The following is a 25,357-nucleotide window of genomic DNA, read 5'->3' as shown; positions in this document are numbered from 1 at the left end:
GTCCCCGCGCCGGAACCACCGCCGGAACCGCCGGCGGACCCGACCCCCCTCCCCACCCGCACGTGCGCGACCGACCTACGCCGCGCCTCCAGTCCGACACCCCGCCACCGCCTGAAAGGGACCCGCCCCACATGACCATCACCGACCAGACCGCTCCGGACACGGCCGAGCAGGCCGGGGGGATCGCCCCCTGGTTCGCCGAGGAACGCTTCGGCATGTTCGTCCACTGGGGCCTCTACGCGCTCCCGGCCCGGCACGAGTGGGTGAAGAACCGCGAGTACATCACCGACGCCGACTACCAGAAGTACTTCGACCACTTCGACCCCGACCTCTTCGACCCGTCCGACTGGGCGCGCCGGGCGAAGGCAGCGGGCATGAAGTACGTCGTGCTCACGACGAAGCACCACGAGGGGTTCTGCCTCTGGGACTCCGCGCTCACCGACTACAAGGCGACGAACACCCCCGCTGGGCGGGACCTCGTCCGGGAGTTCGTCGACGCCGTGCGCGCCGAGGGTCTCCGCGTCGGCTTCTACCACTCGCTCATCGACTGGCACCACCCGGACTTCACCATCGACGGTCACCACCCGCGGCGGAACGACGGCGAGGAGGCCATCGCGGCGCTCAACGACGGCCGGGACATGGCGCGCTACCGGGCGTACCTGCACGGGCAGGTCGAGGAGCTCCTGACGAACTACGGACGGATCGACTACCTGTTCTACGACTTCTCGTACCGCGAGGACGACCACCACGACGTGTGGGGCGGCAAGGGGCGCGACGACTGGGGGAGTGACGAGCTCATGGCGCTCACCCGCCGACTGCAGCCCGGGATCGTCGTGAACGACCGGCTCGACATCCCCGGCGACATCGTCACGCCCGAGCAGTACCAGCCCGAGAAGCCGATGGAGGTCGACGGCGTGCAGGTGCCATGGGAGGCCTGCCAGACGCTGAACGGGTCGTGGGGGTACGACCGCGACAACCTCACCGTCAAGAGCGTGGACCTCCTCGTGCGGATGCTCGTCGACGGTGTCTCGAACAACGGGAACATGCTCCTGAACGTCGGACCGACCGGACGCGGCGAGCTCGACGCCGTGTCCCGCACGACGCTCGCGGGGATCGGCGACTGGATGCACCGGCACGCCCGGTCGATCTACGGAGCCGGGCCGACGACGGCCACCCCGCCGGCGAACACCCGGTACACGCTGCGCGGGAACCGGCTGTACCTGCACCTGTTCGCCTGGCCGTTCGAGAACGTGCACCTCGCGGGTCTCGCTGGGCTCGTGGAGTACGCGCAGCTGTTGAACGACGCGTCCGAGATCGACATCCGCGTGATCGACCCGAGCGTGCGGGCGCTCACCACCGGGGTCGGCGGGCAGCCCGCCGGGACGATCACCCTGACGCTGCCGATCGTCCGGCCGGACGTCGCGGTGCCCGTCGTGGAGCTGTTCCTGACCGACGAGGGCGCGGCCGTGCTGGCGGGCGGTGCTGGCGGGTCCGCCGGTGGTGCCGCCGGTGGTGCCGCCGGTGGTGCTGCCGGTCCGGGCTCCGCCGCCTGATGGAGCACGTCGCCGTGCACACCCGGCTCGCACCCGGCTCCGAGGAGGACTACGAGCGCGTGCACGCCGTCGTGCCCGCCGCGCTCGCGGACCGACTGCGGCACGCCGGGGTGCACGACTGGCGCATCTGGCGGGACGGGCTCGACCTGTTCCACGTCATCGACGTCGAGGACTACCGCTCGATGCGCCGGGTGCTCGCGGACGACCCGGTGAACGCGGAGTGGCAGGCCATCGTGAACCCGCTGCTGGCGGCCTCGGACGACTACTCCGGGAACGACGACGGCGTGCCGCGGGTCTGGAGCCTCGCCGACCAGCTCGCGACGGCGTCCGAGCCGGCCGGGTCGGCCGATCCAGCCGGGTCGTCCGAGTCGTCCGGATGGGCGACCCGGTGACGCTCGACCTCGACCGCGGGCCGTTCTGGTTCGGCGGTGCCGGCATCGGCAACCTGGCGCGGGCGATCTCCGACGAGGACGCCCGCGCCACCGTCGACGCCGCGTGGGATGCCGGCGTGCGGGGGTTCGACACCGCCCCGCACTACGGCCTCGGCCTGTCCGAGCGACGGCTCGGTGCTGCACTGCGGTCGCGCCCGCGGGACTCGTACCTGCTCAGCACCAAGGTCGGCCGCCGCCTCGTGCCGGGTCCCGGCGACGGGGTCGACGACGACGGGTTCGCGGTGCCGAACGACCTCGTCCGGTCGTGGGACGCGTCGGCCGAGGGCGTCCGCCGGTCGCTGTCGGAGTCCCTGGACCGGCTCGGCCTCGACCGTGTCGACATCGCGTACCTGCACGACCCGGACGTGTACGGGCTCGAACCGGCTCTCGCCACGGCGCTGCCGGCGCTCGCCGGACTCCGCGACGAGGGCGCGCTCCGCGCCGTCGGGGTGGGGTCGAACTCGGTGGCGGCTCTGTCGGCGGCGGTCGACACCGGGCTCGTCGACGTCATCATGCTCGCCGGTCGGTACACCCTGCTCGAGCAACCGGCAGCGGCACTCGTCGCCCGGTGCGCCGAGCTCGGGGTGCAGGTCGTCGCCGTGGGGGTGTTCAACTCCGGCCTGCTCGGGGTCGAGCTCCCCGACGCCTCGCTGACGTACGACTACGCACCGGTGCCCGCGCCGCTCCTCGAGCGGGTCCTCGCGATCCGGTCGGTGTGCCTGGAACACGGTGTGACGCTCCCCGAGGCCGCGCTCGCGTTCCCGCTCCGAGCGACGGCGGGAGGCGCGCACGCGGTCCGGGCGATCGCCGTCGGGGTGCAGAGCCCGGAGCAGGTGCGGCAGAACGTCGCGCGGGCGGGGGTGTCAGTGCCCTCGGCGCTGTGGGACGCGCTCGTGGCCGAGGGGCTGCTGCCCGCCTGAGCCCGTCGACGCCTGGTCTCGACCGGGTCCCACCGCCGCGGCGTCAGTCGAGCGACCGCCGCAACCAGCGCTCGACACCCTCGACGTGCGCCGTCACGAGTGCCTGCACGAGCTGCGGGTCCCGGCGACGGATCGCGTCGACGATCGCCGCGTGCTCGTCGAGCGTCCGCCGCACCGAGCCGTCCTGCGTCAGGCCCCGCCACACCCGGACGCGCACGGTCTTGCTCGACAGCGCGTCGAGGAGCCCGGTGAGGTAGGCGTTCCCGCCGATGCCGGCGATCGTCGAGTGGAACAGCAGGTCGTGGGCGACGAGGTCCTCGACGCCGGTGGACTCGTCGATCGTCGTCATCAGCTCCGCGAGGCCGTCGATCTCCGCGTCCGTGGCCCGGGCCGACGCGAGCACCGCGGACGCCGGCTCCAGGATGCGTCGGACCTCGAGCAGGTCGACGAGCGATCGATCGTGGTGCATGTCGACCACGAACGACACCGCCTCGAGCAGGACGCCGGGCTCGAGGCTCGTCACGTACGTGCCGTCCCCACGTCGCACGTCGAGCACCCGGATGAGCTCGAGTGCCTTGACGGCCTCGCGCAGGCTGTTGCGCGAGAGGCCGAGCGACTCGCTGAGCTCCTTCTCGGGCGGCAGGCGCTGTCCGGGCGTCAGTTCGCCGTCGACGATCATCTGCTGGATGCGCGCGATCGCGTCGTCCGTCAGCGATGCCATGTGAGCCTCCCGTGGGTGCGCGTGCGGCCCTGTCGGACCGGTCGTGCACACGATACGTGCACCGCGCCTCTGGTCCGGCCGTCCGGGCCTGGAGGCGCGGGTCGCGTCGGCCGTGCCGACGGACCGGCTACCTGGTGCGCCGGACCATCGTCACTGGCCTGCTGGACGGAGACGGAGCGCCTGCATGCCGCCGTCGACTGCGAGGTCGACCCCGGTCGTCGAGCGTGCGTTCGGACTCGCGAGGTACGCGACCGCCTCGGCGACCTCCTCGGGCGCGACGAGACGACCGTGTGGCTGGCGCGCCTCGAGGGCGGCCCGTTCCGCGGCCGGGTCGGGCGCGGAGTCGAGCAGCCGCCCGACCCAGGGGGTGTCCGCAGTGCCGGGGTTCACGGCGTTGACGCGGATGCCCTCCCGGAGGTGGTCCGCCGCCATCGCCCGGGTGAGCGCGGCGATGGCACCCTTCGTCGCGCTGTACAGGGCGCGTTCGGGGAGACCGGCCGTCGCGGCGATGGAGCAGGTGTTGACGACGGCGGCGCTGTCCGACGCCCGGAGCCAGGGGAGGGCCGCCCGGGTGAGCCGCACGGTGCCGAGGACGTTGACGTCGTAGACGCGGTGCCACTCGGCGTCGTCGTTCGCCTCGACCGTGCCCTGGGCGCCGATGCCCGCGTTGTTGACGAGGACGTCGATGCCGCCGAGCTGTTCCGCCGCGTCGGCGACGGCGGCACGGACCGACGCGTCGTCGGACACGTCGCAGACGATCCGGACCGCGCCGTCCGGAGCGGTCCCGGGGCGGAGGTCGAGGACGGCGACGGTCGCGCCGCGGGCCTGGAGGGTGCGGGTGATCGCCGCACCGATGCCGGATGCGCCGCCGGTGACGACTGCGCGGAGACCGTCGAAGTCGCTCATGCCTGCCCCACCTCCTGGCGCTGCGTGCCGAGTCCGTCGATGGCGAGCTCCATCACGTCGCCGGCGGTGAGGAACGGGTGGTGGCCGGCGAGCGCGACCCCGGCCGGCGTCCCCGTGCTGACCACGTCGCCCGGGTACAGCACCATGAACTGCGACAGGTACCGGACGATCTCGAGCACCGGGAAGATCATGTCCGCCGTGGTGCCGTCCTGCCGTCCGTCGCCGTTCACGGCCAGCCGGAGCCGGTGACCGGTGTCGCCCGCGGGGTCGAACTCGTCCGGGGTCACGAGCCACGGGCCGAGCGGGTTGAACGTCTCGCACGACTTGCCCTTGTCCCACTGGCCGCCGCGTTCGATCTGGAACTCCCGCTCAGAGACGTCGTTCGCGATCGCGGAGCCGGCGATGCAGGCGCGGGCCGCCTCTCGGTCGGCCAGGTACCGGGCGGTGCGCCCGATCACGACCGCGAGCTCGACCTCCCAGTCGGTCTTGACACTGTTCCGGGGCACGAGGACCTGGTCGTCGGGACCGATCACCGTCATCGGGTCCTTCATGAACACGATCGGTTCGGTCGGGATCGCTGCACCGGTCTCCGCGGCGTGGTCCCGGTAGTTCAGGCCGATGCAGACGACCTTCCCCGGGCGGGCGACCGGTGCTCCGCGGCGGAGGCCGTCCGCACCGTCGAGGACGGGGAGCGCGCCGGCGGACCGTGCACCTCCGACCGTGGCCACCGGGTCGTCGGCGAGGAACGCCCCGTCGATGTCGGTCGTGACGCTGCGGAGGTCGCGGGCCGTGCCGTCGTCGTCGATCACGACCGGGATCTCCGCGCCGATGGGGCCGAGTCGTGCGAACTTCATCGTTCCTCCATGTCATCGCTGCTCCGATGCAGCACAGACATCCTATGTCTGCGCTGGTGGTTCCCGCCAGCCGACGGCCTCCGCGGACCGAGTGACCGGGCCGAGCCCGATGAGACGTCGGATCAGTCGAGGCGGTACACGCGGGTCGCCGTCTCGTGCAGCACTGCGCCGCCCTCGGCGTCGGACAGGTCGTCGAGGGCGCCCGCCGTCACCGCGACGACCTCGCCGTACGGAGCCGCGAGCGTCGACACCGGCCAGTCCGACCCGAACATCGACCGCTCGGGACCGAGGATCTCGACGAGCTCGCGGACGTACCGGGTGACTGGGCGTTCTCGCCAGTCCGGACCGCCCTCGGTGAGGAGACCGCTGACCTTGCCGACCACGTTCGGCCGTGCCGCGAACATCCGCATGCGTGCGCGCCACTCGGCCGCGACCGGACCACCCGTGCCGGCATCGTCGACGATCTCGGGCTTGCCGGCGTGGTCGAGCACGAACGTCGCCGCCGGGAGCGCGTCGACGAGGGCGAGTGCCGCGTCCGTCTCGCGCCGACGGACCAGCAGGTCGAACGGGAGGCCCGCGGCGGCCACCGCGGACACCCCCCGGACCACCTCGGGTCGCGCGAGCCAGCCCGCGTCCGGTTCGTCCTGCGCCTGGTGACGGATGCCGACGAGGGGTCCGGTCGCCTGCAGCTGCGCGAGCACGTCGGCGACGTCGGGTGCCGTGAGGTCGACCCAGCCGACGACGCCGACCACGGGCCCGCGTCCGGCGGCGACCGCGAGCAGCTCCGCCGTCTCGTCGACGTCGTGGACCGCCTGGACCACGACGGTCTCCTCGACGCCGGTGCCGGTGATCGCCGCGACGAGGTCGTCGAGGGCGAACCGGCGGCGGATCGCGGCGACCTCGTCGGTCATCCAGGGGTACGAGCGGACGGCGGGGTCCCACAGATGGTGATGAGCGTCGATGATCACCCGTGCAGCATCCCACGACCCGCGGGGTCAGGCGCGAGCGGCGGCCAGGACCTTCGTGATGCGCTGCAACGACACGGTCTCGGCCGGGCGGAGCTCCTGCGCGAACAGGGAGATCCGGAACTCCTCGAGCATCCAGCGCGCGTGCACGAGCTCCGGGTGGCTGCCGGGCTCGGGTGGGAACGCGCCGCCGGCCTCCTCGTAGCGGAGCGTCGCTGTGTCGACCTCGTTCATCCACCCGCGGTCCCGGCCGGGGTTCTGCAGGAGCTTCGTCACGCGGGCCTCGACACCAGCGAGGTACACGCTGGCCCGGCGGAGCCGATCGACCCCGCCGAGCGACACGAAGTCCGGGAACACGAGTCGCTCGATCTGCTGCCGCATGTCCGTGAGCGCCGGGAGGAGCGCCATGCTCGTCGCCTGCTTCAGCGCCCGCTCGGCACCGCGTCGGGCCGTGAGCACGGCGGCGAGCGACGACACCTCAGCGAACATGCTGTCGACGAGCGTCGCGGAGACGGCGTCGCGCGCCCCCTCGAACGCCGCGCGGGTGAACAGCATGCCGTCGGGGTGCCGTTCGCGGACGACCGCGTCGACCACGGCGACCAGGACGTCGTCGAACAGCGCGTTCGTCGACGGGTACGGGCTGGTTGCGAGCGCGAGCTTCTCCTGCGACGTCAGGTGGGCCTGCACGTACGTGACCGGGCTCGGGACGGCCAGCGCGATCAGCCGCCGGACGCCCGCCGGCATCGCGAGCGCCCGGTCCTGCTCCGTCGCGAGCAACCGCACGCCGACGGTCCGTCCCTCGTCGACGAGCGCCGGGTACGCGCGGATCGTGCCGCCGGCCTGCCGGATGTCGATGGTCCGCGGCAGGTCCTCGTCCGGCCAGGCGACCAGGCCGGAACGCTCCGACGTCCCGGGGACCGCAGCCGCGCCTCCCGGCCGACCGGCGACCCCGTCGGGACCGCGACCCTGGCGACCCCGCCCCCGTCCACCGGGCCCGCCGGTGTCGCCGCCGGCCGCGACGGCACGCGCGACGCTCTCCTGCGTGCGGTCCTTCAGCGACTCCTGCAGCGCGGGGAGCTGTTTGCCGGACCCGACCCGCCGACCGTGCTCGTCGACCACGGCGTACGTCGGCAGGAGGTGCGCCGGGACGCGCGACATGTCGAAGTCCGACTCCGTGACGGTGACGTGCACCAGACGGCGGATCGTGCCGGCCAGCGTTGCCCGGAACGACTCGGTCGGGGCGGTCGGCGCATCCGCGGGGAGCTCGGCGACGAGCTTCTCCGCCCAGTCGGCCGCGGGGACGACGTTCTTGCGGATCTGCTTCGGGAGCGCCTTGATGAGCGCGGTGACGAGTTCCTTCCGGAGACCCGGGACCTGCCAGTCGAAGCCCTCCTCGCGCATCCGGGGCAGGAGCGGCAGCGGGACCTGCACGGACACGCCGTCGTCGTCGGCGCCGGGCTCGAACCGGTACCGGAGCCCGAGGCGCTGGTCGCCGCTCCGCCACTCGGTCGGGTACTCGTCCTCGTCCTGGGCCTTCTCCGCGGTGTCCTCGTCGAGCAGGTCCTGCCGACGCATGGTCAGCAGTTCCGGGGTCTCGGTCCGCGCGCGCTTCCACCAGCCCTCGAAGCCACGGGTCGTCGCGACGTCCGCCGGGACGCGGGCGTCGTAGAACGCGTACACGGCCTCGTCGTCGAGCAGGATGTCGCGGCGTCTGGTGCGCTCCTCGAGCTGCTCGAGTTCCCGGCGGAGCCGACGGTTCGCGCGGTCGAACGACTGCTGCGAGTCCCATTCGCCCTCGACGAGCGCGTGCCGGATGAACAGCTCACGGGAGTGGACCGGGTCGATCCGGACGTACTGCACGCGGCGCCGGGGGACGATCGGCACGCCGTACAACGTCACGCGCTCGTACGCGACGACCGCACCCTGCTTCTTCTCCCAGTGCGGTTCGCCGTGGGTGCGCCGGAGGAGGTCGCCCGCGAGCGGCTCCGCCCACGCCGGGTCGATGCGCGCGACGGTCCTGGCGAACAGGCGCGAGGTCTCGACGAGCTCGGCGGCCATCACGGCGTCCGGCTGCTTCTTCGCGAGGACGCTCCCGGGGAAGACCACGAACCGGGTGTTCCGCGAGCCGAGGTAGTCGCGCTTCTCCTTGTCGCGGAGGCCGATCTGGCTGAGGAGCCCGGCGAGGAGCGCACGGTGCACGCTGTCCGGGTCGTCGCGGCGCTCGCGGGCCACGTGCACACCGACCTGCTTCGCCGCACGGGACAGCTGCCGGAACAGGTCCTGCCACTCCCGGATCCGCAGGTGGTTCAGGAACTCGGCCCGGACCTCGCGGCGGAACGCGCTCGACCCGAGCTCGGCCTGCCGGTCCTCGAGGTGGTTCCAGAGCGTCAGCAGGGTCAGGAAGTCGCTCGTCGGGTCGGTGAACCGGGCGTGCAGCTGATCCGCGTGCGCGCGCTTCTCGAGGGGGCGCTCCCGAGGGTCCTGGATGCTGAGCGCCGCGACGATCGCGAGGACCTCGCGCCCGACGCCCTGTCTGCCGGCTTCGAGCACCATCCGGCCGAGCCGCGGGTCGATCGGCAGTCGGGTGAGCTGCTTGCCGGTCCGGGTGATGGCACCCTGCGCGTCGACCGCCTGCAGTTCGCGGAGGAGGTCGAGGCCGTCCTTGATGCCCCGCGAGTCCGGCGGCTGCAAGAACGGGAACGCCGCGATGTCGCCGAAGCCGAGCGAGATCATCTGCAGGATCACGGCCGCGAGGTTCGTCCGGAGGATCTCCGGGTCGGTGTACTCGGGCCGCCGGTCGAAGTCCTGCTCGGAGTACAGCCGGATCGCGATGCCGGGGCTCGTGCGGCCGGAGCGACCGGAACGCTGGTTCGCCGACGCCTGCGAGATCGCCTCGATCGGGAGCCGCTGGACCTTCGCGCGGGTCGAGTAGCGGGAGATGCGGGCGGTCCCGGTGTCGATGACGTAGCGGATGCCGGGGACGGTGAGGCTCGTCTCGGCGACGTTCGTCGCGAGGATCACCCTGCGGCGGATGCCCGGGGTCGTGCTCGGGCGGAACACCTTGTGCTGGTCGGCCGCGGACAGCCGGCCGTACAGGGGCAGGACCTCGGTGCCCGGCAGGTTCCGGCCGCGGATGGCGTCCTCGGCGTCGCGGATCTCGTTCTCTCCGGAGAGGAACACCAGGACGTCGCCCGGTTCCTCGAGCGACAGCTCCTGGAGGGCGTCGGTGATCCCCTGCAGGGAGTCGCGGTCGTCCGGCTGCTCGCGCCCGTCCGCGGGGTCGGCGTCGACGTCGCTGTCGGCCTGCTCGTCGGCCGGCGTCTCGGCGACGAGGGGCCGGTACCGGATCTCGACGGGGTAGGTCCGCCCGGAGACCTCGATGATCGGGGCGTCGTCGAAGTGCTTCGAGAACGACTCGGGGTCGATCGTCGCGGACGTGATGACGATCTTGAGGTCCGGACGCCGGGGCAGCAGCCGCTTGAGGTACCCGAGGAGGAAGTCGATCGTCAGCGACCGCTCGTGGGCCTCGTCGATGATGATCGCGTCGTAGCGCTCGAGGTCGCGGTCGAAGTGGATCTCGTTGAGGAGGATCCCGTCGGTCATGAGCTTGACCCGGGTCGCACTCGACGCCCGGTCGTCGAAGCGGACCTGGTAGCCGACGAGGTCCCCGACCTCGCTGCCGAGCTCCTCTGCCACGCGCTCGGCGATGGTGCGTGCCGCGATCCGGCGGGGCTGCGTGTGCCCGATGTGCTCGCGGCCGAGTTCGAGCAGGATCTTCGGCAGCTGGGTCGTCTTGCCGGAGCCGGTGGCACCCGCGACGATGACGACCTGGTGGTCGCGGATGGCCGCGGCGATGTCGTCACGGCGCTGACTCACCGGCAGTTCCGGCGGGTACGTGATGGCGAGTGGCGTGGCAGACATGAGCCCTCCAGTCTACCGCGGCACGTGCCGGCCTGGAGGCGCGGCGCCGGTCATGTGGACAGGGTCGCCTCGAGCGCGGCGAGCGTCCGCACCGGGAGGTCGCAGACCATCTCGTGGCAGACGTACACCACGGGCCCCTGCTCGTCGCGGTCGGTCGGGGCCCGGTCGACGAAGAGCTCGAACCCCGCGTCCGCCCATGCCCGGCACTGCTCGGTGGTCACCACGGCGACGAGGGTCCCCGGACGACGCTCCCGACGCACGCGCGCGACGAGGCCGTCGTTCTCGGACGCCGACGGATCGCCGAGCACGAGGACGATCTCGCGCGCCGGCGCTCCGAACGCCAGGCCGAGGGCGAGAGCGTCGGCGTGCCCGAGCGGCTGCGCGAGCCCGTCCGCGATCCTCGGCCCGACCAGGTGCTCCGCCGAGGTCAGGGATGCGCTGGAACCCGTGAGCTCGGCCAGCATCGACAGCGCGGATGCGAGGGCGACCGTCCCGCTCCGCATCGCCGTCTGGGGTTGCTCGCCGGGGTCGGTCCCCGCAGCGGCGAGCACCGGGTCGGCCGAACCGACGAGGACCACCGTGCCGTCGGCATCGAGCACCCCGTCGACGATGCGTCGTGCGGCCGTCGCGTACCGGACCTCCCCGGTGGCGAGCGCGAGTTCGAGCAGCCCCTCGGTGAGGAGTCCCACGTCCTCGACGGTCGGTGCAGCCGTGGACGGACCGCGGGGTGTGCTCGAGCGGACCGTGACCCGGTCGTCGACCACGACGGTCTCGAGCAGTCGATCAGCCGCGCGTGCGGCATCGGCGAGCATCACGTCGTCGCCGAGGGCTGCGCCGGCGATCGCGAGGCCGCGGATCGTGAGGCCGTTCCAGCCCGTCAGGACCTGGTCGTCGAGCGGTGGGGGGTCCAGGCGAGCTCGGTCCTCGGCCCGGAGGCGGTACCACGCCCCCTCGACACGGCGTCCGTCGATCGTCGACTCGCTGTCCTGGGCGGCGACGAAGACGCCGTCGTCGGTCCGGAGCGTGTCGCGGAGGAACCCGGCGATCCCGGACGCGACCTCCGCGGCCAGGTCGCCGTCGCCGTCTCCGTCGGACCCGTCGGACCCGTCGGACCCGTCGGTCGCGACCGAGGACGACGCGGACGCCTGGGGGTGCGAGGTCGCCAGCCGGCCGGCGACGGCGAGCAGTCCCGCGTTGTCGTAGAGCATCCGTTCGAAGTGGGGGACGGTCCAGTCGCGGCGGGTGGCGTACCGGAACACCCCGCCGTCGACCGGGTCGCGGAGTTCTGACCGCGCGATCGTCCGGAGGGTCCGCCCTGCCAGCCCGGTCGCGCCCGAGGCCGGCACGTCCGCCCCGGCCTCGACGAGGAACTCGAGCAGGGGCGCGTTCGGGAACTTCGGGGCGCCGCCGAAGCCACCGTGCTCGCGGTCCTCGGCCTCCGCGAGCCGCTCGACCACGGTGTGCACGTCGTCCGGCCGGGGGATCGCGCGTGTCTCCGCGGTCGAGCCCTGCGCGGTGATCGCGGCAGCGATGCCGTCCGCGTTCGCGTCGACCTCCTCGCGGCGATCGGTCCAGGCGTCACGGACGGCCGCGAGGACCTGCCGGAACGACGGGTGGTCGCCGACGGGCTGCGGCGGGGAGTACGTGCCGGCGTAGAACACCCGGCCGGCGGGGGTCATGTACACGCTGAGCGGCCAGCCGAGGTTCTCGGTGAACGCACTCGCGCCCATCATCGCGCTCGCGTCGACGTCGGGGCGCTCCTCGCGGTCGACCTTGACGGACACGAAGCCGTCGCGGAGGATCGCCGCGACCTCGGGGTCGGCGAACGACTCGCGGGCCATGACGTGGCACCAGTGGCAGGTCGCGTAGCCGATCGACACGAACACCGGGACGTCGCGCCGCTCGGCCTCGGCGAAGGCGTCCGGGCCCCACTCGCGCCAGTCGACCGGGTTGTCGGCGTGCATCCGGAGGTACGGGCTGACGGCGTCACCGAGTCGGTTGTCGGTCGGGTGGCCGTCGTCACCATGCTGCGGGCGGGCATCGGTGGGCTGGCTCTCCGGCATGGTCCCAGCCTGCTCCCCGTGGACACCCGACCGGTCAGCTCGGGTCGTCAGCTCTGGCCGAACTGCAGCAGCGCGAGGGCGGCGTCCTCCGGGCCGTAGTCGAACAGTCGCTCGAAGAACGGGTCGTCCGCCCAGGGGACGTCCTTCGACGCGGGTGTGCTCCTGGCGGTCTCGACGAGCCAGTCGACCTCGGGCAGCACGGCGTCGGCGAACTGCGGCGGCTCCCACCCGAGCGCGCGGGCATCGGCGAGGTCGAGCACCACGGGCGACGGCGTCGACCACGGCGTGACCCCGAGGAACGCCGGGGCGTCGGCATCGAGGAGGACCTCGTCGAACCGGTGGTCGAGTCGTGCGGCGATCGTCCGCACGATGTCGAGCACGCTCGGCGCGGGGTCGTCGGCCACGTTGAGGATGCGTCGATCGGGGTTCGCGGCGACGAGCTCGACCAGCGATGCGATCCCCGAGGCCGCCGTCGTGTGCTCCACGCTGCGCCCGTGGTCGGCGAGGACGATCCGCTCCCGACCGTCGAGCACCCGCCGCACCACGAACCACTCCCGTGGCCGGCCGATCCCGACGCCGTACACCTTCGATGGACGGAGCACCGTGACCGGGGCGCCGTGGTCGAGCAGCAGGTGCTCGGCGGCGACCTTGTTCTCCGCGTACCCGTCGCGGCTCGTCGGGTCGCCGTCGCCTGGAGCGACGGTCGGCTGCCGCTCGGAGATCGGCACCGGGAACACCGGACGCTCGGTGGAGTTCGCGTGCCGTCCCTGCTCGTCGACGTAGACGGCCTTGGAGGACAGCATGACCGTCGAGGACACGTCCGGGAGGAACGGGGCCAGCTGTGCGGCGTCGGCCGCGGTCGCGCAGACACCGTCGACGAGCAGGTCTGCGCCGCCCCGGAGCATCTCGCGGAGGACGGTGCCGTCGCGTCGGTCGCCGCGGACGAAGGTGGCGCCGCTGGCCGTCAGGTCGTCCGAGACGGCGCTGCCGTGGCGTGCCAGGACGTCGATCCGCCAGTCGTCGTCGGCGGCGAGCAGGCGCCGGACGATCGCGGAGCCGATGCCGCCGGTGCCGCCGAGGACGACCGCGTGCCGGGCACTCATCGGGTGCCCGCCGCGTGGTCGGCCGTCGCCGAGCGAGTCGACGGCCAGTGCGCGCTCCGCGGGTCAGCCGTCGAGCCGGACGGAGCCGCGGGCGCCATGTCGTACGTCACCCAGGGCGTCGCAGTCGCACGGGTGTCGTAGAGCGAACGCGCGACGGCGTTCCCCTCGGCCGTGATCCACCGGACGAGGGTGGTGCCCTCCGCCGCCGCGAGGGACGCGGCCGCGTCGAGCAGCAGCCCGCCGAGCCCGTTCCGGCGTGCATCGGGATCCGTGAAGAGGTCGTCGAGGTACAGCCCGAACCCGGCCGCGGACGGGCGCACGAACGTCCGGAGGTTCGCGAGCGCGCCGAGTCGCCCGGTGCGGTCCACCGCGACGAGGCCGTGCAGACCGTGTTCGCGACCGACCACCCACCCCCACGTCGTCGACACGGCACCCGGGTCGTCGGGCAGCCGGTAGAACGCGCGGTAGCCGGAATACAGACCTGCCCACTGCTCGGCGTCGGCGGGTTCGACGGAGCGGACCGACCAGGTGGATGCGGAGGTGACCATGCGCGCAACGTTAGCCGCCTGCGCGAGTCGGCCCGACCCTCCCGGCCGTCGCTGTGGACACCTGCTCCGGTGAGCCGCTCTGTGGAGGATGAGCGCCCCGGAGCGGCGCACGGCCGAGCGGGCACCGGCACCCGCCGTCCGCCGTCCGCCGCTGTCACGTCGGCGCAGCGCACACCACCGCCGCGCACGCGACGGCGTTCGTCAGGACGCGAGCGGCTCCGGCTCCCGCCACCAGTCGGCGAGCGACCCGTCGTAGACCCGCACCCGTTCGTGCCCCAGTACCGTCAGTGCCAGCGCGTCGACGCAGGCGGCGGTGCCGACGCCGCAGTAGGTGACGACCTCCGTTGCGGCGAGGACCGGTTCGAGCACCGCCGTGAGTGCCTTCGGCCGGAGGAGGGCGTTCGTGTCGGCGTCGAGGAGCGCCTGCACCGGGATCGTCGTGGTACCGGGGATGAGCTCAGGCGGGGCCGCGCCGACGATGTCCGTCGGCGCAGCGCACACGAGCGCGGCGGGCTCGGAACCGTCGACGGCCCGGACGACGCGGTCACGGTCCGCCCAGAGCGCGCGTTCCTCCGTCGCGAGGAACGTCGTCACCGGGCGCTCGCGAGCGGTGCCGGACATCGCGCCGCTGCGGACCGGACGGCCTTCCTGTCGCCACTTGGCGTAGCCGCCGTCGAGCACGGCGACCTGGTCGAAGCCGAACGAGCGGAACAACCACCACACCCGCGCAGACCACTGTCCGAGGTCACGGTCGTACACCACGACGGTGTCGTCGTTCGAGACGCCGAGCGCGCTGATGGCACGCTCGAATCGCGCCGAGTCGGGTCGGGTGAACGGGAGGTCGGCGTCTGGGTCGCTCAGGGCGTCGACGAGGTCGGCGAACACCGCACCGGGGACGTGGCCGTCCTCGACGTAGTCGTCGAACGCGGGTGCCCAGGTGGTGGCGCTGCCGATGCCCCGCGTGCGCACGGAGGCGTCGATGACGACGAGCTCGTCCGACCCGAGGTGGTCGGCGAGCCACTGGGTCGACACGAGCGGTGACGACGGGACGAGGTGCATGGCGATCAAGATAGCGCCGGCCACCGACAGGTGCCAGGTCGTCCGCAACACGGCTCAACGTGGTGTCGTCGGGCGTCTCGAGTGGTGACGACGGCACGCGAGTGAGCAGCAACTGTCGGCTACCAGGCGGTGACTCGACAGTTGCTGCTCACTCGCGGCCGGCGCGGCGGCCTGCAGGCGCGCCGGCCCGACGGCTAGTGGCCGGCGACCGGGATCGAACCCGTGACGTTCGGCGACGCCGCCTCGAGCTTCGCGAGCCGGACCTTCTGCCGATTGATGACGAGGCCACCCGCGAGACCGACGAGCACGAGCACGCAGGACGAGATCCAGAACGCGGTGTGGTACCCGGTGAGGGCGGCGTTCGCCTGGGCCAGCTTGCCGCCGTCGGTGCCGACGAGCTGGTCGCGGACGACGTCGGCGAACACCGTCGACAGGAGCGCGGTGCCGATGGAGCCACCGATCTGCTGCATCGTGTTCACCATCGCCGAGGCGACACCGGCGTCCTGACGGGCGACGCCGGACGTCGCCGTCGAGAACGCGGACGAGAACACCAGGCCCATCCCGAGTCCGATGACGATCAGACCGGGGAGCACGACCGGCGCGTACCCGCTGTCGAGCTCGGTGCGGGTGAGGAGCGCGAGGCCGATCGCCGCCGTGAGGCCGCCGATGAGGATGAGCACCTTCGGACCGACGCGGGGCAGGAGCCGGGTGCCGAGGATCGTCGAGCTGAACATGATCGACAGCGGCATCGGGAGGAAGGCGAAACCGGTCTTGAGGGACGAGTACCCGAGCGTCTGCTCGAGGTAGTAGGTCAGGAACAGGAAGATCCCGAACATGCCGATCGCCACGAGGCCCATCGCGAGGAGCGCCCCACCGCGGTCGCGGTCGAGGACCACGCGGAGCGGCATGAGCGGGTGCTCGACCCGGGTCTCGGCGAACACGAACGCGGCGACGAGCACGACGCCCGCGGCGAGGTAGACGTACGTGAACGCGTCGTCCCAGCCGTTGGTCTCGGCGTTCGAGAAGCCGTAGACGATCCCGACGAGCCCGAGCGTGATGAGCACGACGCCGAGGTAGTCGATGCGCGGACGGGCCGTCTTCGCCGGACGGGGTACGAACAGGAAGGTGCCGACGAGCGCGACCGCCGCGATGACGAGGTTCACGAAGAGGCACCAGCGCCACGACGCGTACTCGGTGAGCACGCCGCCGAGCAGTAGGCCGATGGCCGCACCGGACCCGGCGATCGCACCGAAGATGCCGAAGGCGCGGGCGCGCTCCTTCATGTCGGTGAAGGTCGTCGTGAGGAGGGACAGCGCGGCGGGTGCGAGCAGCGCGCCGAACACGCCCTGGAGCGCCCGCGCTGCGACGAGCAGCCCGAAGGTGTCCGCGAGTCCGCCGAGCATCGACGCGAGTGCGAACCCGACGAGCCCGATCACGAGGGTGTTCTTCCGGCCGAACAGGTCGGCGAGTCGACCGCCGAGGAGCAGGAGCGACCCGAACGCCAGGGAGTACGCGGTGACGACCCATTGGCGCTGGTCGTTGCCGAACCCGAGGTCCTGCTGGGCGGAGGGCAGCGCGATGTTCACGATGGTCGCGTCGAGCACGACCATGATCTGGGCGATTCCGATGACGGCGAGGACCACCCAGCGGTGGTCCTTCTTGTCGATCGGGGAGAGGTTCGAGGGGCTCTGTGCGGCGCGGTGCGTCGGCACGGATCCGGTCGGCGTGGGTGCCGTGGTCTGTGACGTCATGCGGGCGTCCTTCCGTCGGTGTGGAGAGCGGATGGGTGAGGCGCGCGCCGTCGGGCGTCTCGAGGAAGGTGGGGGTGCGCGGCGGAGATGCCTCCGGCAGGCGGGAAACGGATGCTCCGCATCCGCTTAGGACCAGTGTACGGGTAAACGGACGAGTTGCATCCGCTTGTTCCCAGAAATGGTGATTAACCTCAGGGGGTGATCACCACCGAGGTCGATGAGCGGGATGCGCAGACGGACAGGCCGCTCCGAGCCGACGCCGCGCGCAACCGTGAACTCATCCTCCAGACGGCCCGGCGACTGTTCGCGGAGCGGGGCCTCGGGGTCACCCTGAACGACATCGCGCACGAGGCCGGGGTCGGTGTCGGCACGGTCTACCGCCGGTTCCCGGACAAGGACGCGATCATCGGGGCCCTGCACGAGGCCAAGTTCGCGTCGCTCGTCGAGCTGGCTGAGCACGCCGCGAGCATGGACTCAGCCCGCGATGGACTCCGTGCCTACGTCATGGGCACGCTCGAGCTCCGGGCGAGCGACCGGGCGCTCGCCCAGGTGATCGTGCACGCAGTCCCCGCGTCGGACTCGGTCCGGCGCAGCCGCGTGCTGCTCGACGCCCTCGTCACCGCGATCGTCGAGCGGGCGCGGCTCGACGGTGCCGTCCGGGAGGGCTTCGAGCCGCGGGACGTCCCGATGCTCGTCCTCATGGTCGGCACCGTCGCCGACCGGACGAAGGGCTGCGGCCCGGACGTGTGGCGGCGGTACGCGCAGATCCTCGTCGACGGCATCTGCCCACCGGCGTCGCCGACGTCGCTCCGCGGCGAACCGCTCGGTCAGGAGGACCTCGAGCGCGCGATGCACGGCGCGCGCGACTGACGGACTGGAGGCGCGGTGTCAGCCCGTCCCGTCCCTCCCGTCCGCTGCGCCGCGAGGCCCGCAGGGCACTCGTCGGGTCAGAGCCAGGACCGGAACCAGTAGTGCGACGAGACGAACGACCACGGGGCCTGGATCGCCGTCCACATCGGGTACCAGTAGATCGACGCCGCCACCGCGACCCCGAGGAACACCCCGACCCCGACGATCCGTCGGCGGCGCTCCGCCGTCGGGTCGTCGCGCGACCCGAGGACGAGCGCCAGCGCTGCCGCGAGCGCGATGACCATGTACGGCTCGAACGCGACCGTGTAGAACTGGAACACGGTCCGCCCGGCGTACATCAGCCACGGCAGGTACCCCGCGCCGACGCCCATCACGACGAGCCCGTACCGCCAGTCGCGCCGCACCACGAAGAGCACGAGCAGCACGACCACGGCGATCACCGATGCGTACCAGATCACCGGGTTCGCGATCCCGGTGATCGCCTCGCCGCAGCGGGACGACGTGCAGCCGTCGACACCGGCGTCCTGGCCCTCGTAGTACATGCTCGTCGGCCGGACCATGAGCAGCCACGTGAACGGGTTCGCCGCGTACGAGTGCGGGGTGTGCAACCCGATGTTGAACCCGTAGATCTCGGTCTGGTAGTGCCACCAGTTCTGCAGGCTCGTCGGCACCCAGGCGAGCACGCCGGTCCATCGCTGTCCGCCGTCCTGGATCCAGGTGCGGTCGTAGCCGCCGCGGGTGAGGAACCACCCCGACCACGACGCGACGTAGACGACGGCCGCGATCGGCACCGTCAGCAGGAAGTTGACCGGTCCCTGTTTGAGGAACGCGCTGCTGCTCCAGAACTCGACGCCCGCGCGCCGGCGGAGCATCATGTCGGTGAGGACGCTGTAGACGGCGAAGAACGCCAGGAAGTACAGTCCGCTCCACTTGGTCGCGCTCGCGAGTCCGCACGCCGCGCCCATCGCGAACAACCAGGGACGGAACCACAGCGCCGGACCCCAGAGGGTGTCCCGACCGCCGAGCTCCCGCCGCACGACCCAGGCGTCGAGGCGCCGTTCGGTCCAGCGTCGGTCGAGCAGCAACGCGCCGAACCCGAGCAGCGCGAAGAACCCGACGATGCCGTCGAGCAGGGACACGCGGCTCATCACGATCGCCTGGCCGTCGATGGCCATCAGGCCGCCGGCGAGCGTCCCCACGAGCGTCGACCGGAAGAGCGACCGGGCGATGACGGCGACGAGGAACACCGTCGCGACACCGATGAGCGCGACGGCGATGCGCCAGCCCGCCGGGTCCTGGCCGTTGCCGAACGCGATCATGCCGAGGCCGATGAGGTACTTGCCGAGCGGCGGGTGGGCGATGAACTCCGCGGCCGACGTGTAGATGTCGGTGTGGCCGTCCACGAACTGTTCGTTGGTGGTGTTCGTGTCGGTGTCGGTGGACGCGGGCCACGTGCCTTCGTACCCGAGATGGGTGATGGTCCAGGCGTCCTTGACGTAGTAGGTCTCGTCGAACACGAGCGCGTCGGGCCGGCCGAGGTCCCAGAGCCGCAGCACGGCTGCGAGCAGGGCGACGGCGAGCGGGCCGGTCCAGCGCCAGAGCGACACCCGCCAGCCGACGGAGAGCACGCGTCCCCACCACGCGTCGAGCCTGGTCCCCGTCGGGCCGGTGCCCCGGGGCGCGTCGTCGATGGACCGCGGGGTCGAGTCGGTCGTCGGCAGGCCTGTCGTCACGAGAGCATCCTACGAACGACACCGATGCCCCCGGGGCGGCGCACCTGCGATTGTGGACAGCACGGACACCGGGTCCTGGACAATGGTGTGGTGATCGTCCTCGCAGCGACTCCCATCGGCAACCTCGGCGACGCGTCCCGGAGGCTGATCGAGACGCTGACGAACGCCTCGGTGATCGCCGCCGAGGACACCAGGACGACCATCCACCTGCTCCGGGCACTCGGCATCGAGAACCGCCCGAAGCTCATCGCCCTGCACGAGCACAACGAACGGGCGCGCGCGGCCGAGATCGTCGAGGCCGCGCGGGACGCCGACGTCGTCGTGCTCACCGACGCCGGGATGCCGGCCATCAGCGATCCGGGGTTCCCACTCGTGGCCGCGGCGGCGGCGGCCGGCGTCACCGTGACGGTCATCCCGGGGCCGTCGGCGGTCCTCGCGGCCCTTGCCGTCGCCGGCCTGCCGACCGACCGGTTCGCGTTCGAGGGGTTCCCGTCCCGCCGTGGCGCCGAGCGTCGACGACAGTTCGCGGCGCTCGCCGGGGAGCAGCGGACCCTCGTGTTCTTCGAGTCCCCGCACCGGCTCGCGGACACGCTCGTCGACATGGCCGCGGGGCTCGGCGACGAGCGTCCCGCCGCCGTGTGCCGGGAGCTGACGAAGCTGCACGAGGAGGTCACGCGCGGCTCGCTCGCGGAGCTCGCCGAGTGGGCCGCCGAGGGGGTCCGTGGCGAGATCTGCGTGGTGGTCGGCGGTGCGTCGGACGCGGCGCTCGAGGTCGACCTCGCCGAGGGGGTCCGGCTCGTGCTCTCGCGGGTGGCCGCCGGTGCGCGGATGAAGGAGGCGTCGCAGGCCGTCGCCGACGCGACGGGACTGTCCCGCCGCGAGCTGTACGAGGGTGCGCTCGCCGCGCGCTGACCGGCCGAACGCGGAACCCCAGATTCGCCGCATCGCGCAGGGAAACACCTCTGCGCGAACCGGTCAGGGTGGCGTCACGCGGACCGGGAACCGCCGGACGGGAGGCTCGGTGGGGGTTCTCCACAGGGTCCCGGCTCGGTCCGTAACCGGCTGGACGGTCGCCGTAGGATGGTCCGCATGGCCGACGGCTCCGCGTTCTCGATCACGACGCCCATCTTCTACGTCAACGACGTGCCCCACATCGGGCACGCGTACACCGAGGTGGCGGCGGACGTCCTCGCGCGCTGGCACCGGCAGCGGGGCGACGACACCTGGCTGCTCACCGGCACGGACGAGCACGGGCAGAAGATCCTGCGGACCGCCTCCGCGAACGACGTCTCGCCGCAGGAGTGGGCGGACCGGCTCGTCGCGGACGCCTGGAAGCCCCTGCTCGACACGGTGGACATCAGCAACGACGACTTCATCCGGACGACGGACGAACGGCACGAGCGCGGCGTGACCCTGTTCCTGCAGAAGCTCCACGACGACGGCTACATCTACGCCGGCGAGTTCGAGGGCTTCTACTGCGTGGGGTGCGAAGAGTACAAGCAGCCGAGCGACCTGGTCCCGGGCACCGGGGCGTACGCGGGCGAGCAGGTCTGCGCGATCCACTCGATCCCGGTCGAGGTCCTGTCCGAGCGGAACTACTTCTTCCGGATGTCGGACTTCGAGCAGCGGCTCCTCGACCTGTACGAGTCGCACCCGGAGTTCATCCAGCCGGAGAGCGTCCGCAACGAGATCATCGCCTTCGTCAAGCAGGGCCTCCGCGACCTCTCGATCTCGCGCTCGAGCTTCGACTGGGGCATCAAGCTGCCCTGGGACACCGGGCACGTCCTCTACGTCTGGTTCGACGCGCTCCTCAACTACATCACGGCCGTCGGGTACGGCGTCGACGACGAGCAGTTCCGGCGTCGCTGGCCGAGCGTGCACATCGTCGGCAAGGACATCGCCCGGTTCCACGCCGTGATCTGGCCGGCGATGCTCATGGCCGCCGGGCTCGAGGTCCCCGAGCGGGTGTTCGGCCACGGCTGGCTGCTCGTCGGCGGCGAGAAGATGTCGAAGTCCAAGCTCACGGGCATCGCGCCGTCGGAGATCACCGACACCTTCGGGTCGGACGCCTTCCGGTACTACTTCCTCCGCGCGATCACCTTCGGGCAGGACGGCAACTTCAGCTGGGAAGACATCTCCGCGCGCTACCAGGCGGAACTCGCGAACGGGTTCGGCAACCTGGCCTCCCGCATCGTCGCGATGATCGGCCGCTACCACGACGGCGCGGTCCCCGAGCGCGGAGCACTGACCGATGTCGACCGGGCGATCGACGACCTCGCCGTGTCCGTGACCGAACGGGCTGACGCGGCGATCCAGGCGTTCGCGCCGCACGACGCGATCAGCACCGTGTGGGAACTCGTCGACGCCCTGAACGGGTACATCACCGAGCAGGAGCCGTGGGTGCTCGCCAAGGACCCGGCGACGCACGAGCGCCTCGCGACGGTGCTCGTCACGGCGCTCCGCGGACTCGGCACCATCGCGGTGCTCGCTGCGCCGGTCATGCCGAAGGCCACCGAGAAGCTCTGGGCGTCGATCGGGGCCGGCGGGTCGATCGCCGAGCAGCGCATCGATCGTGCGTACGAGTGGTCCGGCGCGGAGACGGTGGTGCCCCTCGAGAGCGGACTCTTCCCGCGCATCGAGCAGCCGGCCGTGGCGTCCGCGTGACCGACGCGCACGTGCGCTCCCGCGGCGCGGACGACAACGGCCAGCACCGAGACCTGACGTACCCGCCGTCGCCGCAGGCGCTCGTCGTCCCCGTGTACGACAACCACACGCACATGGAGATCGCCGACGGCGGCGAGAACGCCATCGACTACCGCGAGCACCTCGACCGGGCCTCGAGCGTCGGCGTCCGCGGCGTCGTGCAGGTCGGGACGGACCTCGAGACCTCGCGCTGGTCGGCCGAGATCGCGGCGCGTGAACCGCGTGTGCTGGCGGCCGTCGCGATCCACCCGAACGACACCCCGGAGCTCGAGTCGCAGGGGCTCCTCGACGAGCACCTCGCCGGGATCGACGAGCTCGCGGCCCTGCCCCGGGTCCGCGCGATCGGCGAGACCGGTCTCGACTTCCACCGAACGGGTCCGGAAGGCCGCGACGCCCAGGTCCGGGCGTTCGAGGCCCACATCCAGATCGCCAAGCGGCATGACCTCGCGCTCCAGATCCACGACCGTGACGCCCACGACGTCGTCGTCGAGACACTGCTCCGCGTCGGTGCGCCGGAGCGGACGGTGTTCCACTGCTTCTCCGGCGGGCCGGACCTCGCGCAGCTCTGCGCCGAACGCGGCTGGTACATGTCGTTCGCCGGGACCGTCACCTTCAAGAACGCGGCGTCGCTCCGGTCGGCGCTCCAGGTCGCCCCGCGGCACCTGCTCATGGTCGAGACCGACGCACCCTTCCTCACGCCGACGCCGTACCGCGGTCGGCCGAACGCGCCCTACCTGATCCCGCTCACCCTCCGGTCGATGGCGGAGACACTCGGCACCGACCCGTCGATGCTCGCGGCGCAGATCTCGTCGAACACCGAGACCGTGTACGGCGCGTGGGACCGCGACCCGGTGACGGTGTCGGAGTGAGCGACGCCCCGGCGTCGCCTCCCGGTGGGACGCCGGCGCGGTTGCTCGGACCCGCCGAGATCCGTGACCTCGCGGCACGGCTCGACGTCACCCCGACCAAGAAACTCGGACAGAACTTCGTCCACGACGCCAACACCGTCCGGCGCATCGTCGTCGCGGCCGGGGTGACGTCGGCGTCGCGCGTGCTGGAGATCGGTCCCGGGCTCGGGTCACTCACCCTCGGGCTCACGGAGACCGGCGCCGCCGTCACGGCCGTCGAGATCGACCGACGGCTCGCAGCGGAGCTCCCCGCGACGGTGTCCCGGCTCCAGCCCGCCGCACGGCTCCGGGTGGTCCACCAGGACGCGATGACCGTCACCGCCGCCGATCTCGACGAGGCGGATGGTTCTGCAACCGGCCCGAGCCACCTCGTCGCGAACTTGCCGTACAACATCTCCGTGCCGGTGCTCCTGCACCTGCTGAGCACGTTCCCGTCGCTCGAGCGCGCCCTCGTCATGGTGCAGGCGGAGGTCGGCTACCGGCTCGCTGCCGACCCGGGTTCCAAGGTGTACGGCTCTCCGAGCGTCAAGGCCGCGTGGTACGGCGACTGGCGGATCGCCGGGCAGGTGAGCCGCCAGGTGTTCTGGCCGGTGCCGAACGTGGACAGCGTGCTCGTCGGGTTCGTCCGACACGAGCAGCCGGGCGACGAGACGCTCCGCGCCCAGGTGTTCGCGCTCGTCGACGGCGCGTTCGGACAACGACGGAAGATGCTCCGTCAGAGCCTGTCCGGCGTGCTCGGCGACAGCACCCGTGCGGCGGAGCTCCTGACGGCAGCGGGCATCGACCCGACGTTCCGCGGCGAGCAGCTGACGGCCGAGGACTTCACACGGCTCGGTCGGACGGTCCTCGCCGGCACCTGACCAGCGCGCCGGGTGACGTCAGCCACCCCGGATCACGCACGCCGAGATGCGCAGGGAGCATCACCCGTCGCCCGAACTCCGCGGCTCCGGTGATGCTTCGCGCACGGTACGCACCGTCTGCCCGGCGCTGCGGCCCGCCGTCGCGTCCACGCCGTGCGCCGCCAGCGCTGCGAGGACCGCTTCCGGGTCGTCGGTCCGGAACGACACGTCGCGCATGCCCGTGAGCCGGAGCCGGACACCGGGGCCGTTGTCGAGGAGCACGAGCGTGCCCTGGCCCAGCCCGACTCGGACGCCCCACCCGCCGGACCACGTCGCCCGCATGTCGATCCGCTCCGCGCGCTCGACCGACCTGAACGCAACGCGCCGGCGGTAGAACGGCCAGAGACGGATCTCGACCGCGGTGTCGACGGTCACCGTCATGGTGGCGACGCTGACCGCGACACCCGCCGCCGCCGTGATCAGCGAGACGACCCAGGTGATGACCAGATCGGAGGTGGATGCCGGCCTGTCGGGGGTGACCGGGGCCGCCAGCACCAGCACGAGCATGGCGATCGCGAGGACGGCGATGCCGGTCCCCGACGCGCGCCACCAGCCCGGGGTCGACAGGGTCTCGTGGAGTCGCGCGCTCATGGATCGATCCTCCGAGACCGACCTGGAGGCATACCCAATGCGATGCCCACCGGGGCCGCGCCCGTGCGCCCGCTCGGACCGCCCCTCCAGGCTGGATCGCCGGAGTGCGCCTCAGTGTCCGGCCATTGCCGCCATGATCTGCGCCTGGGTGCCGTCGCGCTCCGACCACCGGAGCGGCAGGACGTTCTGCACGAGGATCTCGGGCGACGCACCGGCGTCGAGGAGGGCGACGACCTCGTCGAGGAAGTCCGACGACGGCATCCCGCCGAAGTCGACGCCGGCACCGCGGAGGTCCGTCGCGACGGCCGGCGGCACGAGTTCGAGGACCTCGACGTCCGACCCAACGAGCTGCTGGCGGAGCGACAGCGTGTACGCGTGCACGCCGGCCTTCGTCGCGTTGTAGGTCGGGACACCCGCCATGGGCGTGTACGCGAGACCCGACGTGACCGTCATGACCGTCGCTGCCGGACGCGTCAGCAGGTGGGGCAGGAACGCGTCGATGAGTCGGATCGTCCCGAGGAGGTTCGTGGTGATCGTCGCCTCGGCCTCGTCGATGTGTGCGGGATCGCGGAGGTCCTCGTCGCGCATGATCCCCGACATCGTGACGAGTGCGTCGAGGTCCGGGTGGCGCTCGAGGACCGTGGCGGCCGCGGTGGTGATCGACGCCGCGTCGGCGACGTCCACGAGGACGGTGTCGAAGCCGTGCTCGGCTGCGAGGGAGTCGAGGAGCTGCTGACGCCGACCACCGATGACGACGGTGCTGCCGGCCTGTTGCAGGCGGAGGGCGAGCCCGAGGCCGAGGCCCGAGGTCGCGCCGGGGATGAAGACGGTGCTGTTCGAGATGTCCATGTCCACCAC

General features: G+C 72.0%; 21 protein-coding genes. 8 read left to right on the top strand and 13 right to left on the bottom strand.

Features of this window, described 5'->3' with window-relative positions; genetic code table 11:
* Nucleotides 1-131 precede the first annotated feature (131 nt).
* The 3 genes from ACO0E0_RS14020 to ACO0E0_RS14010 are packed head-to-tail and all read left to right on the top strand — an operon-like array spanning nucleotide 132 to nucleotide 2,904.
* Nucleotides 132-1,553 carry an alpha-L-fucosidase gene (locus ACO0E0_RS14020; protein ID WP_422872058.1) on the top strand — a complete coding sequence of 474 codons (1,422 nt, stop codon included), beginning with the start codon at nucleotides 132-134 and terminating at the stop codon, nucleotides 1,551-1,553.
* Nucleotides 1,553-1,945, top strand: a complete 393-nt coding sequence (locus ACO0E0_RS14015) for an L-rhamnose mutarotase (protein WP_422872057.1) — start codon at nucleotides 1,553-1,555, stop codon at nucleotides 1,943-1,945. Before ACO0E0_RS14020 ends, ACO0E0_RS14015 begins: the two co-directional genes overlap by 1 nt.
* Complete coding sequence (locus ACO0E0_RS14010) at nucleotides 1,930-2,904, top strand: aldo/keto reductase (protein ID WP_422872056.1); 975 nt, start codon at nucleotides 1,930-1,932, stop codon at nucleotides 2,902-2,904. The genes ACO0E0_RS14015 and ACO0E0_RS14010 overlap by 16 nt, the downstream gene beginning before the upstream one ends.
* Nucleotides 2,905-2,947: 43 nt before the next feature.
* Here ACO0E0_RS14010 and ACO0E0_RS14005 read toward each other — a convergent pair whose 3' ends face one another.
* The 10 genes from ACO0E0_RS14005 to ACO0E0_RS13960 all read right to left on the bottom strand — a co-directional run bounded on the left by ACO0E0_RS14005 (nucleotide 2,948) and on the right by ACO0E0_RS13960 (nucleotide 16,795).
* Nucleotides 2,948-3,625 (bottom strand): FadR/GntR family transcriptional regulator, encoded by a 678-nt coding sequence (locus tag ACO0E0_RS14005; protein WP_422872055.1) that lies wholly within the window; start codon nucleotides 3,623-3,625, stop codon nucleotides 2,948-2,950.
* A 150-nt stretch (nucleotides 3,626-3,775) separates the two neighbouring features.
* On the bottom strand, nucleotides 3,776-4,531 hold the full coding sequence (locus tag ACO0E0_RS14000) for an SDR family NAD(P)-dependent oxidoreductase (RefSeq protein WP_422872054.1): 756 nt from the start codon (nucleotides 4,529-4,531) through the stop codon (nucleotides 3,776-3,778).
* Nucleotides 4,528-5,385, bottom strand: a complete 858-nt coding sequence (locus tag ACO0E0_RS13995; protein ID WP_422872053.1) for a fumarylacetoacetate hydrolase family protein — start codon at nucleotides 5,383-5,385, stop codon at nucleotides 4,528-4,530. The genes ACO0E0_RS14000 and ACO0E0_RS13995 overlap by 4 nt, the downstream gene beginning before the upstream one ends.
* Before the next feature lie 122 nt (nucleotides 5,386-5,507).
* On the bottom strand, nucleotides 5,508-6,353 hold the full coding sequence (locus tag ACO0E0_RS13990) for an amidohydrolase family protein (protein ID WP_422872052.1): 846 nt from the start codon (nucleotides 6,351-6,353) through the stop codon (nucleotides 5,508-5,510).
* Between the two features lie 27 nt (nucleotides 6,354-6,380).
* Complete coding sequence (hrpA, locus tag ACO0E0_RS13985; protein WP_422872051.1) at nucleotides 6,381-10,271, bottom strand: ATP-dependent RNA helicase HrpA; 3,891 nt, start codon at nucleotides 10,269-10,271, stop codon at nucleotides 6,381-6,383.
* A gap of 50 nt (nucleotides 10,272-10,321) precedes the next feature.
* On the bottom strand, nucleotides 10,322-12,334 hold the full coding sequence (locus ACO0E0_RS13980; RefSeq protein ID WP_422872050.1) for a thioredoxin domain-containing protein: 2,013 nt from the start codon (nucleotides 12,332-12,334) through the stop codon (nucleotides 10,322-10,324).
* Between the two features lie 47 nt (nucleotides 12,335-12,381).
* Entirely contained in the window at nucleotides 12,382-13,437 is a 1,056-nt protein-coding gene (locus ACO0E0_RS13975; RefSeq protein WP_422872049.1) for an NAD-dependent epimerase/dehydratase family protein, read from the bottom strand.
* Nucleotides 13,434-13,985: a GNAT family N-acetyltransferase gene (locus ACO0E0_RS13970; RefSeq protein WP_422872048.1), complete on the bottom strand. Its 552-nt coding sequence runs from the start codon at nucleotides 13,983-13,985 to the stop codon at nucleotides 13,434-13,436. Before ACO0E0_RS13970 ends, ACO0E0_RS13975 begins: the two co-directional genes overlap by 4 nt.
* A 201-nt stretch (nucleotides 13,986-14,186) precedes the next feature.
* Nucleotides 14,187-15,044 carry a sulfurtransferase gene (locus ACO0E0_RS13965; RefSeq protein WP_422872047.1) on the bottom strand — a complete coding sequence of 286 codons (858 nt, stop codon included), beginning with the start codon at nucleotides 15,042-15,044 and terminating at the stop codon, nucleotides 14,187-14,189.
* Between the two features lie 194 nt (nucleotides 15,045-15,238).
* The gene (locus tag ACO0E0_RS13960) at nucleotides 15,239-16,795 is read right to left on the bottom strand and encodes an MFS transporter (RefSeq protein WP_422872046.1); all 1,557 of its coding nucleotides are present in this window, start codon (nucleotides 16,793-16,795) and stop codon (nucleotides 15,239-15,241) included.
* Between the two features lie 198 nt (nucleotides 16,796-16,993).
* Here ACO0E0_RS13960 and ACO0E0_RS13955 point away from each other — a divergent pair, with 198 nt between their 5' ends.
* A complete protein-coding gene (locus ACO0E0_RS13955; RefSeq protein WP_422872045.1) occupies nucleotides 16,994-17,665 on the top strand; it encodes a TetR/AcrR family transcriptional regulator in 672 nt (223 codons plus the stop codon).
* Nucleotides 17,666-17,742: 77 nt separating this feature from the next.
* Here the strand turns inward: ACO0E0_RS13955 and ACO0E0_RS13950 are convergent, their stop codons facing one another.
* Nucleotides 17,743-19,398, bottom strand: a complete 1,656-nt coding sequence (locus tag ACO0E0_RS13950; protein WP_422872044.1) for a dolichyl-phosphate-mannose--protein mannosyltransferase — start codon at nucleotides 19,396-19,398, stop codon at nucleotides 17,743-17,745.
* 90 nt (nucleotides 19,399-19,488) lie between these two features.
* Between ACO0E0_RS13950 and rsmI the strand changes: the two genes are divergently transcribed.
* From rsmI to rsmA, 4 genes are all read left to right on the top strand, one after another.
* Nucleotides 19,489-20,310, top strand: a complete 822-nt coding sequence (gene rsmI, locus ACO0E0_RS13945) for a 16S rRNA (cytidine(1402)-2'-O)-methyltransferase (protein ID WP_422872043.1) — start codon at nucleotides 19,489-19,491, stop codon at nucleotides 20,308-20,310.
* Between the two features lie 177 nt (nucleotides 20,311-20,487).
* Nucleotides 20,488-22,062 (top strand): methionine--tRNA ligase, encoded by a 1,575-nt coding sequence (metG, locus tag ACO0E0_RS13940; protein WP_422872042.1) that lies wholly within the window; start codon nucleotides 20,488-20,490, stop codon nucleotides 22,060-22,062.
* Nucleotides 22,059-22,970: a TatD family hydrolase gene (locus tag ACO0E0_RS13935; RefSeq protein WP_422872041.1), complete on the top strand. Its 912-nt coding sequence runs from the start codon at nucleotides 22,059-22,061 to the stop codon at nucleotides 22,968-22,970. Before metG ends, ACO0E0_RS13935 begins: the two co-directional genes overlap by 4 nt.
* Nucleotides 22,967-23,869, top strand: a complete 903-nt coding sequence (rsmA, locus tag ACO0E0_RS13930) for a 16S rRNA (adenine(1518)-N(6)/adenine(1519)-N(6))-dimethyltransferase RsmA (protein WP_422872040.1) — start codon at nucleotides 22,967-22,969, stop codon at nucleotides 23,867-23,869. The genes ACO0E0_RS13935 and rsmA overlap by 4 nt, the downstream gene beginning before the upstream one ends.
* A 60-nt stretch (nucleotides 23,870-23,929) precedes the next feature.
* Here rsmA and ACO0E0_RS13925 read toward each other — a convergent pair whose 3' ends face one another.
* Nucleotides 23,930-24,499: a VOC family protein gene (locus tag ACO0E0_RS13925; protein WP_422872039.1), complete on the bottom strand. Its 570-nt coding sequence runs from the start codon at nucleotides 24,497-24,499 to the stop codon at nucleotides 23,930-23,932.
* A 111-nt stretch (nucleotides 24,500-24,610) separates the two neighbouring features.
* Nucleotides 24,611-25,348: an SDR family oxidoreductase gene (locus ACO0E0_RS13920; protein WP_422872038.1), complete on the bottom strand. Its 738-nt coding sequence runs from the start codon at nucleotides 25,346-25,348 to the stop codon at nucleotides 24,611-24,613.
* Nucleotides 25,349-25,357 lie beyond the last annotated feature (9 nt).

Origin of the sequence: Curtobacterium phyllosphaerae, assembly GCF_049341865.1 — a bacterium.
Classification (GTDB): Bacteria; Actinomycetota; Actinomycetes; order Actinomycetales; family Microbacteriaceae; genus Curtobacterium; species Curtobacterium phyllosphaerae.
Note: the sequence above shows the minus strand (reverse complement) of the source record. Positions and strands in the feature narration are given on the sequence as shown.